General features: G+C 66.5%; 15 protein-coding genes. 11 read left to right on the top strand and 4 right to left on the bottom strand.

The features are described from left to right. The first annotated feature begins 18 nt into the window (after nucleotides 1–18). Nucleotides 19–492 carry a lytic transglycosylase domain-containing protein gene (locus R2669_RS23020; RefSeq protein ID WP_316902154.1) on the top strand — a complete coding sequence of 158 codons (474 nt, stop codon included), beginning with the start codon at nucleotides 19–21 and terminating at the stop codon, nucleotides 490–492. A gap of 31 nt (nucleotides 493–523) precedes the next feature. Here the strand turns inward: R2669_RS23020 and R2669_RS23015 are convergent, their stop codons facing one another. Beyond that, a complete protein-coding gene (locus tag R2669_RS23015) occupies nucleotides 524–901 on the bottom strand; it encodes a flagellar protein FliT (protein WP_316902153.1) in 378 nt (125 codons plus the stop codon). Nucleotides 902–1311: 410 nt separating this feature from the next. Here R2669_RS23015 and ychF point away from each other — a divergent pair, with 410 nt between their 5' ends. The 4 genes from ychF to R2669_RS22995 all read left to right on the top strand — a co-directional run bounded on the left by ychF (nucleotide 1312) and on the right by R2669_RS22995 (nucleotide 7500). Next, nucleotides 1312–2406 carry a redox-regulated ATPase YchF gene (ychF, locus tag R2669_RS23010; protein ID WP_147216390.1) on the top strand — a complete coding sequence of 365 codons (1095 nt, stop codon included), beginning with the start codon at nucleotides 1312–1314 and terminating at the stop codon, nucleotides 2404–2406. Nucleotides 2407–2735: 329 nt separating this feature from the next. Further along, nucleotides 2736–5006: an ATP-binding protein gene (locus R2669_RS23005; protein ID WP_316902151.1), complete on the top strand. Its 2271-nt coding sequence runs from the start codon at nucleotides 2736–2738 to the stop codon at nucleotides 5004–5006. Nucleotides 5007–5047: 41 nt separating this feature from the next. Beyond that, nucleotides 5048–5515, top strand: a complete 468-nt coding sequence (locus R2669_RS23000) for a response regulator (RefSeq protein WP_147216391.1) — start codon at nucleotides 5048–5050, stop codon at nucleotides 5513–5515. A gap of 26 nt (nucleotides 5516–5541) precedes the next feature. Further along, nucleotides 5542–7500: a hybrid sensor histidine kinase/response regulator gene (locus R2669_RS22995; RefSeq protein ID WP_316902149.1), complete on the top strand. Its 1959-nt coding sequence runs from the start codon at nucleotides 5542–5544 to the stop codon at nucleotides 7498–7500. 31 nt (nucleotides 7501–7531) lie between these two features. Here the strand turns inward: R2669_RS22995 and R2669_RS22990 are convergent, their stop codons facing one another. Beyond that, nucleotides 7532–7774, bottom strand: coding sequence for a GlsB/YeaQ/YmgE family stress response membrane protein (locus tag R2669_RS22990; RefSeq protein ID WP_316891612.1), 243 nt, complete (start codon nucleotides 7772–7774; stop codon nucleotides 7532–7534). A gap of 221 nt (nucleotides 7775–7995) precedes the next feature. On the opposite strand from R2669_RS22990, the gene hemA reads away from it, so the two are divergent. From hemA to R2669_RS22960, 6 genes are all read left to right on the top strand, one after another. Further along, a complete protein-coding gene (hemA, locus tag R2669_RS22985; RefSeq protein WP_316902148.1) occupies nucleotides 7996–9303 on the top strand; it encodes a glutamyl-tRNA reductase in 1308 nt (435 codons plus the stop codon). A 109-nt stretch (nucleotides 9304–9412) separates the two neighbouring features. Beyond that, entirely contained in the window at nucleotides 9413–10495 is a 1083-nt protein-coding gene (gene prfA, locus R2669_RS22980; RefSeq protein ID WP_316902146.1) for a peptide chain release factor 1, read from the top strand. 181 nt (nucleotides 10496–10676) lie between these two features. Beyond that, nucleotides 10677–11045, top strand: a complete 369-nt coding sequence (locus R2669_RS22975; RefSeq protein ID WP_316876772.1) for a hypothetical protein — start codon at nucleotides 10677–10679, stop codon at nucleotides 11043–11045. A gap of 97 nt (nucleotides 11046–11142) precedes the next feature. After that, nucleotides 11143–12045, top strand: a complete 903-nt coding sequence (gene prmC, locus R2669_RS22970; RefSeq protein ID WP_316891608.1) for a peptide chain release factor N(5)-glutamine methyltransferase — start codon at nucleotides 11143–11145, stop codon at nucleotides 12043–12045. Nucleotides 12046–12111: 66 nt separating this feature from the next. After that, nucleotides 12112–12423, top strand: coding sequence for a Grx4 family monothiol glutaredoxin (gene grxD / locus R2669_RS22965; protein ID WP_009241977.1), 312 nt, complete (start codon nucleotides 12112–12114; stop codon nucleotides 12421–12423). A gap of 19 nt (nucleotides 12424–12442) precedes the next feature. Next, complete coding sequence (locus R2669_RS22960; protein ID WP_147216401.1) at nucleotides 12443–13066, top strand: UbiX family flavin prenyltransferase; 624 nt, start codon at nucleotides 12443–12445, stop codon at nucleotides 13064–13066. A 22-nt stretch (nucleotides 13067–13088) separates the two neighbouring features. On the opposite strand, the gene R2669_RS22955 is transcribed toward R2669_RS22960, so the two are convergent. Together R2669_RS22955 and R2669_RS22950 are read right to left on the bottom strand one after the other, a co-directional pair. After that, nucleotides 13089–13259 carry a hypothetical protein gene (locus R2669_RS22955; RefSeq protein ID WP_024977798.1) on the bottom strand — a complete coding sequence of 57 codons (171 nt, stop codon included), beginning with the start codon at nucleotides 13257–13259 and terminating at the stop codon, nucleotides 13089–13091. A 121-nt stretch (nucleotides 13260–13380) separates the two neighbouring features. After that, nucleotides 13381–14127, bottom strand: coding sequence for a hypothetical protein (locus tag R2669_RS22950; protein ID WP_316902144.1), 747 nt, complete (start codon nucleotides 14125–14127; stop codon nucleotides 13381–13383). Nucleotides 14128–14175 lie beyond the last annotated feature (48 nt).

Here is a 14175-nt window from a genome sequence, read left to right as displayed (position 1 = left end):
ATTGCCGCCGGAGCCGTCATGCCCCTCGCCCGCCTTCTTTGCTTGAACTGGCGCCGCCTTGCCGCGGCATTCTTGCTGGCGGGTTCCAGCGTGGCGGCGCACGCGGCGTCAGGCGATTGCTTCGAACAGGCCGGCACCTATCAGGGCGTCAACCCGACGGTGCTGCGCGCCATCGTGTGGTTTGAATCGAAAGGCGACCCGGGCGCCATCCACCGCAACGCCGATGGCTCGGTCGACATCGGCCAGGCGCAGATCAACTCGATCCACTTCGGCACGCTGGCGCGCTACGGCGTGCCGCGCCATGCGCTGACCGACGCCTGCGTCAACGTGTTCGTGGCGGCCTGGCTGCTCAAGCAAAAAATGGTTCGCCACGGAAACACGTGGCGGGCCATCGGCGCGTATCACTCCGAAACGCCGGCCCACCGCGACGCCTATGCGCGCAGCATCCAGCGGGTGCTGATGTCGTGGGGGGAATTGCGGGCCGACCGCTGAATCGGGTCCGGCCCTGGAACCGGGCTGTCGCTCAGTAGTACGAGACGGCGGCGTACGCCTGACGTGCGCCGATGGCGCGGCGCTCGCCGCTGACCAGGCGCATCAGTTCATCCTGACGCGGGCAGACCAGCGCGCGCACACGGGCGTCGTTGGCCAGGATGCGCATCATCAAGTCGCGCTTGCGCTGCACCTCTTCGTGCGACAAGGCCGGGCGCACACCATGCCCCAGGCGCTCCATGTGGACCGCGCATTCGCGCTCGAGTTGGCTCACTTCGTCCCAATCGCCGCGTTCGGCGGCGTCCACCATGTCTTCGGACAGGCTGGCGATGGCCTCGTAGCAGGCAAACAGGCCGGCGCTGTCGGAAACCGTATGGATCGGGCGGGCGGCGGTGGCGACGGTCCAGGACATGCTGTGCTCCAGAATCAAACGTGTTGTTTGCGGGAAGCCAGTGCAATAGGCATGCCCGGCCGGCGCGCAGCTGTTTCGAACGCCCGCGGAAACAGCGCTCAAGCCTTTGCCGGCTTGGCTCGGAAGGATACGGAGGGGGTCCGGCCCCAGGCGACCCAGGCCCGAAAAACAGCCGCTTCAACCGAAGTTGTTACGTTTCTGGAACGTAACGCGTAACGGGGCCGTAACGCCTTCATACCGCGAGCCGCCGAGCGCCCCGCCCGACCGAATGCGCTTTCATTCCGGGGCGAGAACGCACCCGGAGCGGTTACAATCACGCCTTTCCGTGAACGACGCGCACAGCCCGGATTCCACTGTGCTGCCGCCTCCTCCCGCGTCACGCAACCCCTTGATTCAGAGCCTTTTTCACCATGAGCCTCCAATGCGGCATCGTCGGTCTGCCGAACGTCGGCAAGTCGACCCTGTTCAATGCCCTGACCAAAGCCGGCATCGCCGCCGAGAACTACCCGTTCTGCACGATCGAGCCCAACGTCGGCGTGGTGGAAGTGCCGGACGCCCGCCTGCAGGCGCTGGCCGAGATCGTCAAGCCCGAGCGCGTGCTCCCGGCGGTGGTCGAGTTCGTCGACATTGCGGGCCTGGTGGCGGGCGCCTCCAAGGGTGAAGGCCTGGGCAACCAGTTCCTGGCCAACATCCGCGAGACGGATGCCATCACGCACGTGGTGCGCTGTTTCGAAGATGAAAACGTGATCCACGTTGCCGGCAAGGTCGACCCGATCGCCGACATCGAAGTCATCAACACCGAACTCGCCCTCGCTGACCTGGGTACGGTCGAAAAGGCGCTGCAGCGCTACACCAAGGCCGCCAAGTCGGGCAACGACAAGGAAGCCGCCAAGCTGGTCGCCGTGCTGGAAAAAGCGCAGAAGGTGCTGGACGAAGCCAAGCCCGTACGTGGCCTGAACCTGACCGACGACGAGTGGGCGACGCTCAAGCCGCTGTGCCTGATCACCGCCAAGCCGACCATGTACGTTGCCAACGTGCGCGAAGACGGTTTCGAGAACAACCCGCACCTGGACGCCGTGCGCAACTACGCTGCGCAGACGAACTCGCCCGTGGTGGCCGTGTGCGCCGCCATCGAAGCCGAAATCGCCGATCTGGATGACGCCGACAAGGCCGAATTCCTGGCCGACATCGGCATGGAAGAGCCGGGCCTGAACCGCGTGATCCGTGCGGCCTTCAAGCTGCTCGGCCTGCAAACCTACTTCACCGCCGGCGTGAAGGAAGTGCGCGCCTGGACGATCCACATCGGCGACACGGCCCCGCGCGCCGCCGCGGCCATCCACACCGACTTCGAACGCGGCTTCATCCGCGCCCAGACGATTTCGTACGAGGATTTCATCCAGTACAAGGGCGAACAAGGTGCCAAGGAAGCCGGCAAGATGCGCGCAGAAGGCAAGGAATACATCGTCAAGGACGGCGATGTGCTGCACTTCCTGTTCAACGTCTGATCAGCGCAAGCACAACGAAAAGCCCTGCAATCACTGCAGGGCTTTTTTCATGGACAACGCGAGCGCGGCAACACCGTGCCTGGGCGAGGTGCGTGCTGCCGGGCCTTGTAACGTTGAGGTGGCCCGGCATCACTTTTTACATACACGTAGTGCCGATAAGGCCGTTGCGATGGCCTTCGGAGCGCTTTGCTGCGCCATTTTCGCGTCTTGGGCACGTGACTTGCGTGGCGCACGGCAGATACGCTGAACCCCGGTAGGCTTCTTGCCCGGGGCAGCCCGTCGCCCCGCATTCGACCAACGCCTGCCGGGCGGCGCACTCGCCCAACGCCATGAGTTCGCAATCGCCCCCGCCCTTGTCCGTAGTTGACGACATCGACGCCACGCCGGGTATTGGCAGCAGCGCTGCCATCCAGTCGCGCGGGGTGTTGCTGTGCCTGTCCGAACCGGAGTTGCGCGTCCAGCAGGTGAGCGAAAACCTGGAGACCGCGCTGGGTACGCCGCTGGCCAGCGCGCTGGGAGCAAGCGTCGACCGTGTGGTGGGCAGCGCCGGCCGCGAGGTGCTGGAGCGCGCCCTGGCCACGCATAGCATCGACGGCCACCCCCTGTATATCGGCACGCTGCAGACACCGCACGGCCACGCGCTCGACGCGGTCATACACCGGCACAAGCGCACGCTGATCCTGGAACTGGAACCGGCCGTGCATGCAGCCGACGGCGCGTTTGCGTCGATGTATCCGCTGATGCGCACGTTTGTCGGCAGCCTCCAAGCCGTTGGCACCGTCGATGCACTCACGGACCTTGCCGCCCGCGAAGTCCGCCGTCTCACCCACTTTGGCCGCGTCACGATCTACCGCATTGAGCGCGATGGCTCCTTGCAGGCGTTGGCCGAAGCGCGCGACGAGGCCTACGACACGCTGGTCGGCACACACCTGTCTGGGGCGGGCATCACGCCCGAACTGCGTACCCTGTACAGCCACAATCCGCTGCGGCTCGTGGCAGATGTGGACGACATCGCGGTGGGTCTGGTGCCACCGCTGCATCCGTCCACCGGCCGGACGACCGACCTGACATACGCCGCCCTGCGCGCCGCTTCCGAAGCGCAGCGCGAAACCATGCGCGGCATGGGGGCGAAGGCCTCGTTCACGCTGGCGCTTACGGTGCGCGGCACTCTCTGGGGCTTGATCGCCTGCCACCACGCGACGCCCTGCTCACTGTCGTTTGAAGTGCGCACGGCGTGCGAACATCTGGCGCAGATTCTGTCGCTGCAGATCGAAGCGAAGGAAGACCGCGCGGAGATCGCGCACCGGCTGGAACTGCGGCGCATCCTCGTGCGCTTGCTGGCCGCGATGGCCGACCGGGACCATTTCCACGAGGGCCTGCTGGAGCATCCCGCCGATCTGCTGGGCTTTGCCTCCGCCAGCGGCGCGGCCATCGTGCGCCAGGGCGAGTGTGTGCGCATCGGTGCGGCGCCGGACGAGGCTAGCATCCTGCGGCTGACCGAATGGCTTGCCAAGGAGCGCCCCGGCGAGGTATTCCACACCGATCGGCTGGCCAGCACCTATCCGGACGGCGCCGCGCTGCTGCCGCAGGCCAGCGGCGTGCTGGCCGTGCAGGTTTCGCAGCTGCATCGTCACTACGTGCTGTGGTTCCGCCCCGAAACCCCGCACACCGTGCGCTGGGCGGGTGACGCGCCGGACGCAGACGTCGACCACGACAGCCGACACATGCTGGGCCGCACGCGCCACTGGCAGGAACACATCGCGCAGACTTCGCGCCCGTGGCGCACGAGCGAAGTGGAAACCGCTGCGGAGTTCCGCTACGCCGTCCTGAACATCGTGCTGCGCCGCGCCGAAGAAGCCGCGGAGTTGACCAGCGAACTGCGCCGCGCCAACCACGAACTCGAAGCGTTTTCGTATTCCGTGTCGCACGACTTGCGCGCGCCGCTGCGCCATATCGCCGGCTATGCCGAACTGCTCGACGAGATGGAAGGCCAACACGTCTCGGAGCGTGGGCGGCACTTCCTGCAGACGATCTCCGAGTCGTCGCGCTTCGCGGGCAAGCTGGTCGACGATCTGCTCACCTTCTCGCAGATGGGACGCGGCGCACTTCACCTGACCGATGTCGACCTCACGCAGCTCGTGCGCGGCGTCGTGCGCGATCTGACGCTCGACCAGGGGCGTCGCCATATCGAATGGAACATCGCGGCCCTGCCGGTGGTGCGCGCCGATCCGGCATTCCTGCAACTGGCCATGCGCAACCTGCTCTCCAACGCCGTCAAATACACGCGTGACCGCGATCCGGCGCGCATCCAAATCGACGCCGAACAGACCGACGCCGAAACCATCGTGCGCATTGCCGACAACGGCGTGGGCTTCTCGATGGAATACGTGGCCAAGCTGTTCGGCGTGTTCCAGCGGCTGCACCGCATGGACGAGTTCGAGGGCACCGGCATCGGCCTGGCCAATGTGCGGCGCATCATCGATCGCCACGGCGGTCGCACCTGGGCCGAGGGCGAGCTGAACCGCGGCGCGACGTTCTACTTCGCCCTGCCGCGCACGCCCGACCCGCAAGCGGCATCCGAGCGGGCCTTCGCACGATGACGCGCGAGGCCTGATCGTTCTTTTCCACGCTCATTGTCACCATGCTCAAACCCATCCTGCTCGTTGAAGACAACCCGAACGACCTCGAGCTGACCCTGCTGGCGCTGGAGCGCAGCCAGCTTGCCAACGACGTGGTCGTCACCCGGGACGGCGCCGAGGCGCTGGATTACTTGCACGCGCGCAACCTGTACGCGCAGCGCGTGCCCGGTAACCCCGCCGTGGTGCTGCTCGACCTGAAGCTGCCAAAGATCGACGGGCTGGAAGTGCTGGCCGAGATCCGCGCAACGCCCGCGCTCAAGAGCCTGCCGGTCGTCATGCTGACTTCGTCGCGCGAAGAAACCGACCTGCTGCGCAGCTATGAGTTGGGCGTCAACGCCTACGTGGTCAAGCCGGTGGAGTTCCGGGCGTTTGTCGACGCGATTGCCGACCTGGGCGTATTCTGGGCAGTGCTCAACGAACCGCCGCCCGGCTCGACCCGGGCACGGCGCACGTCGCTGCCGGCGAGCTAGCCGCCCCATCCGGAGCATTCGCCCCCATGCCGAATCTGCAACTGCTGCTGGTCGAAGACAACCCGCTCGATGCGGAGCTCACGCGCGCGCGGCTGGAAACCGCCAATCTGCAAGCCGACACCACGCTGGTCGACAACGAGACGGACTTCATCGCCCAACTCAGCGCGCGCACCTTCGACGCCATCCTGGCCGATTACATGCTCCCGCAGTTCACGGGGGCCGAGGCGCTCGACATTGCGCGCCGCATGGCGCCGCAAACGCCGTTCATCTTCGTATCCGGCGCGCTGGGCGAGGAACACGCGGTCGACATGCTCAAGCGCGGCGCCACCGATTACGTCATCAAGCAGCGCCTGCAGCGCCTGCCCGTGGTGCTGCTGCGGGCGCTGGCCGAAGCGGCCGAACGCCGCCAGCGCATCGCCGCCGAAGCCGCGCTGCGCGAAGCGGAAACGCATTTCCGCCTGCTGATCAACGCGCTCAAGGAGCACGCCGTGCTCTCGCTCGACCCGCAGGGCATCGTGCGCACATGGAACGCGGCGTCGCGCAGCATTCTTGGTTATGCGCGTGAAGACATCCTCGGCAAATCGGCGGAGATTCTGTATCCGCAGGCCGCGCGCGAGGCGGGTGAATTCCAGCGCAAGCTCGAACGCGTGCGCCGCGAAGGCAGCCTCACCGACGACCGCTGGATGCTGCGCAAGGACGGCACGCCGTTCTACGCATCGAGCGTGGTCACGGCCATCCACAACGAGACGGGGCAACTGGTCGGTTTCTCGAAAATCATCCGCGACTCCACGGAAGAGCGCATCGCGGCCGACGCCCTGCGCCGCGCGAAGGAAGAAGCCGAGACCGCCAACCACGCCAAGGACCACTTTCTGGCCGTGCTGTCGCACGAGTTGCGCACGCCGCTCACGCCCATCCTGACCGCCGTGCATCTGCTGGAAATGCGCCAGGATCTGCCGGCGTATGTGGTCGCGCAGCTCGAAGTCGTGCGCCGCAATGCCGAGCTGGAAGCGCGCCTGATCGACGACCTGCTCGACATCACGGGCATTGCGCGCGGCAAGCTGGCGGTCAGCTTTGCGCTGGTCGATTTGTATCCGCTGCTGGAAAGCACGCTGGAGATGTCGCGCAACGACATGCAGGCCAAGCGGCTATCGCTCAAGACACGCTTCGAGGCAGGCCGCAGCCGGCTGTACGCCGACGGCGCGCGCATTCAGCAAGTGATCTGGAACCTCGTGCGCAACGCGGTCAAGTTCACGCCCGACGGCGGCGCCATCGAGGTGCGCGTCTGGAACCCGTCGCCCTCCACCGTGGCCGTCGCCGTGAAGGACAACGGCATCGGCATCGAACCGGAAGCACTGCCGCGCATCTTCTCGGCCTTCGAACAGGCCGATGCGTCGATCACGCAGCGCTTTGGCGGGCTTGGCCTGGGCCTGGCGATTGCCTACGCGCTGGTGCAGAAGCACGAGGGTTCATTGATTGCCGAGAGCGCCGGCCGCCACGAGGGCGCCACCTTCACGCTCACCCTGCCTCTGGCCACCGAGATGGTGCAGCCCGAGACGCCGCCCACACCGCCCGCGCCCCGCGCCCAACCGACGCGCGGCCTGCACGTGCTGCTGGTGGAAGACAACACCGATACGGCCGAGGCGATGGCGCAGATGCTGGATATCCTCGGCCACAGCGTGGCCGTTGCCAACAGCGCCCGCACGGCCATGCAGGCCGCTGAATCGGGCGCATTCGATCTGCTGATCAGCGACATTGGCTTGCCGGACGGCAGCGGCCTCGACGTGGTGCGCGTATTTGCCGAGCGGCAAGGCGCCCCGTCGATCGCCATCACCGGCTATGGCATGGAAGACGACATCGCCCGGTGCCGCGACGCGGGCTTTACGGATCACCTGACCAAACCGGTGGATTTCAAGCGACTGGAAGCGCTGATGGCCGGCTATCTGGCCGCGCGCGACGCGCGCACCGCGGGCGTGGGCGCAAGCTGAGCCGCGCCAGAATGCCGCAGCGGCAGCCGCCCTAGCGGCGCAGCAGGCCCCAAGCAGCAGGCAGCAGCATGGCGCCCACCACGGCGGCGGTCCACGCCATGATTTGCCCGTCGGCATACAGGTGGGCGAACTGGCCGCTGTAGTAACCAAGCAACGCACCCATCCCGCCCGTCACCAGCGCGGCCAGCCATCCGAGGCGCTTGCCTGCCGGATGCAGCCAACGCGCCGCCACGCCCACCGCCAGCCCGATCCACAGCGGCCCCATCCACCCCATGCCTGTTCTCCGTATTGCCCTTGAGCGATTCAACTGGACGCGTACCTTAGCGCAGGACGCTGCGGAAAACTACGTCGGCGCACCCGCATGACGCGTGACGAATAATCGACATTCATCCATACACCTCACCAGATTTGACCTGCGTCCTGCTGATACGGGGGGCGGGCGTTATAATCGAGAGTGCTCAAAATTCGTGCCGTTCCCTTAACCGGCCGCCCCACATGCAGTTGCTGACGCTCGGAATCAACCACCACACTGCGCCGCTTTCCCTGCGCGAGAAGGTGGCGTTTCCGCTCGAGCAGCTCAAGCCCGCACTGGGCACGCTGCGCCAGCATCTGCCGCAGCTCAGAAGCTCGGCGGAAGCCGCCATTCTTTCCACCTGCAATCGCACCGAAATCTACTGCGCCACCGACGGCAACCTCCCCGAGCAAACCGCGCACGAGCATGCGATTCGCTGGCTGGCGCAGCACCACAACATCGACGCCGGCGAACTCGCGCCCCATGTGTATTCGCTCGGCCAGTCGCTGGCGGTACGCCACGCCTTCCGCGTGGCCAGCGGACTCGATTCGATGGTGCTGGGCGAGACGCAGATCCTCGGCCAGATGAAAGACGCCGTGCGCACCGCCACCGAGGCGGGCGCCCTGGGCACGTACCTGAATCAGCTGTTCCAGCGCACCTTTGCGGTCGCCAAGGAAGTGCGCGGCACGACAGAGATCGGCGCGCATTCCGTGTCAATGGCCGCCGCCGCCGTGCGCCTGGCCCAGCGCATCTTCGAATCGATTGCGGATCAGCGCGTCCTGTTCATCGGCGCCGGCGAGATGATCGAGCTGTGCGCCACGCACTTTGCCGCGCAGACGCCGCGCGAGGTGGTAATCGCCAACCGCACGCTGGAACGGGGCGAGAAGCTCGCCGAATCGCTGTCGAACCAGGGCCTGAATGCCCGCGCCGTGCGCCTGGCTGAACTGCCCACCAAGCTCGCCGACTTCGACATCGTCGTTTCGTGCACCGCCAGCACGCTGCCCATCATCGGCCTGGGCGCCGTGGAGCGCGCCATCAAGCAGCGCCGCCACCGCCCGATGTTCATGGTCGACCTGGCCGTGCCGCGCGACATCGAACCTGAAGTTGCGCGCCTGTCCGACGTGTTCCTCTACACCGTCGACGACCTGGGGGCCATCGTGCGCGAAGGCAACGCGCTGCGGCAGGCCGCCGTGGCGCAGGCCGAGGCCATCATCGAAACGCGCGTGCTGAACTTCATGCACTGGCTCGATGCGCGCAGCGTGGTGCCCGTCATCCGCGATCTGCACGCGCAGGCTGAAACGCTGCGCCAGGGTGAACTGGAACGCGCCCAGCGCATGCTCGCGCGTGGCGACGATCCGGCGCTGGTGCTCGAAGCGCTGTCGCAGGCGCTGACCAAGAAATTCCTCCACGGCCCGACGCATGCGCTCAACCACGCGCAGGGCGAAGGCCGCGAACAACTCATCGACCTGCTGCCGGCGCTGTTCCGCCAGTCCAGCCACTCCGAGCGCTAGCGGCCGGCGCATCGCACGCGCGCCGCATGTTTGCACGACTGGCGCGCACGTTCTGGCGCGGTATCATGCGCCGCCTTCGCTTCCAGCGTTTCCCTCCGCGACTGCCCGAATGAAGCCCAGCATGCTGTCCAAGCTCGACCAACTGGCCGAGCGCATCGTCGAAATCAACGCGCTGCTTGCGCGTGAAGACGCCACCGCCAACCTCGGCCAATACCGCAAGCTCACGCGCGAACATGCCGAGCTGGAGCCCGTGGTCGCGCAATTTGCCGCGTGGAAGCAGGCCGAGGAAGACATCGCCACCGCGCAGGAGCTGGCGGCCGATCCGGACATGAAGGCGTTTGCAGAGGACGAACTCCGTGCCGCGCGCGAGCGGATGGAATCCCTCGAAGGCGAGCTGCAACGCCTGCTGCTGCCCAAAGACCCGAACGACCATCGCAACATCTTCGTGGAAATCCGTGCCGGCACAGGCGGCGACGAATCCGCGCTCTTTGCCGGCGACTTGCTGCGCATGTATACGCGCTACGCCGAACGGCAGCGCTGGCAGGTGGAGATCGTCAGCGAATCGCCTTCGGACCTGGGCGGCTACAAGGAAGTGATTGCGCGGCTGGTGGGCGAAGGTGCGTACTCGCGCCTGAAGTTCGAATCGGGCGGCCACCGCGTGCAGCGCGTGCCGGCCACCGAGGCGCAGGGGCGTATTCACACGTCGGCCTGCACCGTGGCCGTCATGCCCGAGGCCGATGCGCTGGCCGACATCCAGATCAATCCGGCCGATCTGCGCATCGATACGTTCCGCGCGTCGGGGGCGGGCGGCCAGCACATCAACAAGACGGATTCGGCCGTGCGCATCACGCACTTGCCGACTGGCCTTGTGGTGGAGTGCCAGGACGACCGCAGCCAGCACCGCAACAAGGACCGCGCCATGCAAGTCCTGGCCGCGCGCCTGAAGGATCGTCAGGAGCGCGAGGCGCAAGCCAAGGAAGCCAGCGCACGCAAGAGCCTGATCGGCTCGGGCGACCGCTCCGACCGCATCCGCACGTACAACTTCCCGCAAGGCCGCGTGACCGATCACCGCATCAACCTGACGCTGTACAAGATCGACGCGATCATGGACGGCGACCTCGATGAACTCGTCGGTGCGTTGGCCGCTGAGCACCAAGCGGAGCAGCTTGCGGCGCTTGGCGAAGACGCCTGAGGGCTCAATCGTTAAAAAGCGCCCTCCCCGTAACATCCGCTTGCGTTTGATACAGCTTTGCGCGATGGCGGGGCGGCCTCGCGTTCCTATAATCGATCTCGATCACGCCGAGTGCATCGCCGGTCGCATCCGGCACGCACTTACCGACAAGCGCGGCAACATCACGATTAGGAGAATCGCAATGCGTACCCAACTGCTGGCCATTACCGTCGCTACCACCCTCGCACTGGGCCTGGCCGCCTGCGGCAAGAAGGATGACGCCACCGACCAGGCCGCCAAGAGCGCGATGGAACAATCGAAGGACGCCGCCAAGCAGGCCCTCGACAACGCCGGCACCGCCGTGACCAAGGCCGCGGACGCCGCCAAGGTGGAACTGTCGCAAGCGGCTTCGGACGCGCAGGTCTCCGCTTCGGGCGCGCTGGCGCAGGCCAAGGAGGCCGCCAAGACCGCGGCCGACAAGACGGCCGACGCGGCCAAGGTTGCGGCAGACAAGACCGCTGACGCCACCAAGGAAGCGGCCAACAAGGTCAAGGAGGCGACCAAGCAGTAAGCTCCGCTCTACCTCACCGACCCGCTCGCGGGCCCGCGCCACATCGGCCGGGCCCGTGTTATTTTGTGCGCCCGATCTTCGCTGCTGGTCTGTTGCCGTGTCGTCTTCCCCCGTCATTCCGCCCGAAACCCTTGCTCGCGTGGCCGACGCGCTGACGGCGCTGGCCGGTGCCGGCCTGCCCGCGCTGGAAGCACGCATGCTGGTCTCGCACGTGACGGGCCTGTCGCGCGTGCAACTCATCACGCAAGACACCTGCCCCATCGACGCGGCCGCGCGCGCGCGCATCAGCGAACTTGCTGCGCGCCGCCTAGCCGGCGAGCCCATGGCGTATCTGCTGGGCGAACGTGAATTCTTCGGGCGCGCCTTCAAGGTGACGCCCGCCGTGCTGATCCCGCGCCCCGATACCGAATTGCTGGTCGAACAAGCGCTGGACCGCCTGGAAGAACGCGATGCGCCAGCGGTGCTGGACATGGGCACCGGCAGCGGCATCATCGCCATCACGATCGCGCTGGCGCGGCGCGACGCGCGCGTATGGGCCACCGATGCCTCCGCCGATGCACTGGGCGTGGCGATCGACAACGCCAAGGCGCTCGGCGCGACCAACGTCCGGACTGCGCTGGGCGACTGGTATGGCGCGCTGGCCGATGCCGACGCGCCTCCCGCTTTCGATCTCATCGCCAGCAACCCGCCTTACATTGCCGCCACCGACGCGCACCTCGACCAGGGCGACCTGCGTTTCGAACCCGCCAGCGCCCTCACCGACCACGATGATGGCCTGCGCCACCTGCGCAGCATCGTCTCCGGGGCGCCTGCGCGGCTGGCCGCCGGCGGCTGGCTGCTGCTCGAGCACGGCTACGACCAGGGCGAACCCGTGCGTGCGCTGCTGGGGGGCGCCGGCTTCGCCAACGTCTTCACCGCCCAAGACCTGGCCGGCCACGACCGCTGCAGCGGCGGGCAGTGGCCGGATCAAAACGCCGGTGCGCGTTCCTCGCTAAAATAGACGGGTTTTCCAATGTGGATGGCAGTTGAGAAGCCGCTGCCGCCCCTCACCCAATCGAGTCTCCCCATGAGCACCACGCACGAAAAGATCGACCAGATCGTCAAAGGCCACCCCGTCGTCCTCTTCATGAAGGGCACCGCGCAATTCCCGATGTGCGGTTTTTCGGGCCGCGCCATCCAGATCCTGAAGGCCTGCGGCGTGGACCGTCCGCACACCGTCAACGTGCTGGAAGACGACGAAATCCGCCAGGGCATCAAGGACTACGCCAACTGGCCGACCATTCCGCAGCTCTATATCAAGGGCGAGTTCATTGGCGGCTCGGACATCATGATGGAGATGTACCAGAGCGGCGAACTGCAACCGCTGCTGGCTGCTTGAGCTGCGTTCTCGTTTCAGCGTGACCCAAACCCCGGACGCCACCGCTCAAACGCCAGCCGTGCGCCGCATCATCGTGGCGATCACGGGCGCGTCGGGCGCGATTTACGGGGTGCGGCTGCTGCAGGTTCTGCAGGGCCTGCGTGACTCAGCGGGCGTGGAATCGCACCTGCTGATGTCGCCCGCAGGGTTGATGAACGTGCAGCACGAGCTGCACATGGCACGCGAAGAAGTGGAAACGCTGGCGCACGTCGTGCATAACGTGCGCGATATCGGCGCGACCATCGCGAGCGGCTCCTTTGCTGCCGAAGCGATGGTGGTGGCGCCCTGCTCGATGAAGACGCTGGCGGCCGTCGCGCACGGCCTGTCGGACAACCTCATCGCCCGCGCGGCCGACGTCACGCTCAAGGAGCGCCGCCGCCTCATCCTGATGGTGCGCGAAACGCCGTTGAATCTGGCGCACCTGCGCAACATGACGGCGGTCACGGAGATGGGCGGAATCGTGTTCCCGCCCGTGCCGGGCTTTTACCAGCGCCCCAAGACGATCGACGACCTGGTCGACCACACCGTCGGGCGCGTATTGGATCTGCTGGGCCTGCCGCAGACGTTGGCGCCCGGCTGGCCGGGCTTGCGTTCAACGGACTAAGCGCCGATCAGCCGACCGCAGCTTAGCGGTGGCGGTAATTGAAGTACACCGACGGCCCACCCCAATAGCCGCCGTAGTAAGCCGGATAAGCGGGTGCCACATAGACCGGCGCGGGCGCCACGGCCACCGGTGCGGGATACACGGCACAACCCCCAAGCGTCGCGGCCAACAAGGCCAGAGCCACGATTTTCATGATTAGCGTCCTTCGGCCCCGCTAGTGGAGCCACGTGGACGTTATAAGCCGGCGCGAGCGGCGCCGGCGTCATGCGCGTGTAAGCCGTGTAACTGAAAACTACGAACGTGCGTTCGTAAGTTCACTGCTTAGGCGCCGGTTTGCCTGCAGAGGGCTTGGCTGTCGCGGCGGGCGCCGAGGCCGTCACACCTGACGCAGCAGCCTGTTTGGGTGCATTCGGATCGACTTCCGCACGCATCTGATCCATGACCGCCCCGGCGCGCGGTGCCCAGAGGAATTCCACCGTGCCGTTCTGCGGCTCTTCAGGAATCGCGTACATCGTAATGATGGTCTGAGGGCCCGCCCAGCGCGCGCGCAACGAATCGACGGTCTTGCCGGACTTGAGCTTGAGGGGCGCCTTGCCTTCCTGCGCCGGCTTGCCGTAGCGATCGGACAGGGCCTGGAAGACGCGCTGCTCGGTATCCACGCCGCGCGTGGGCACGAACATGCCGGCGATGTTGCCATCCTGGTCGATCAGCACCACGGCCTGCGGGCCGTCCATCAACTCCGGCCGCGATGCCTGCGGCACGCCCAGAGACCGCGTGCGGCCATGCGATTCCAGCGCGTCGGAGCAGTATTCGGCGACGTCCTTGCCGCCATTGGCGCGTACGTCTTCGCATGAGGGCAGCTTGCGCAGCGGCTTGCCGAGCGGAAAGGCGTCCAGCAGCACCGCCACGTCGCCGGGGTCGCGCACCGCCTTGGCCGGTGCGGGAGCCTTCGAAGCAGGAGCGGCCTTCGATGCCGATGCGGCAAACGCCACGGGCGCGAGCAACGAGGTCGAGATGGCAAGGGCGGCGGTTGCCGTGGCGCGTCGCGTCCAGCAGGTCATGCGAACTCCATGAAGGAAAGAGCCGAGAGTGTGCCATGCGGGAATCCC

This window comes from Ralstonia edaphi (genome assembly GCF_958350185.1).
Classification (GTDB): Bacteria; Pseudomonadota; Gammaproteobacteria; order Burkholderiales; family Burkholderiaceae; genus Ralstonia; species Ralstonia edaphi.
Note: the sequence above shows the minus strand (reverse complement) of the source record. Positions and strands in the feature narration are given on the sequence as shown.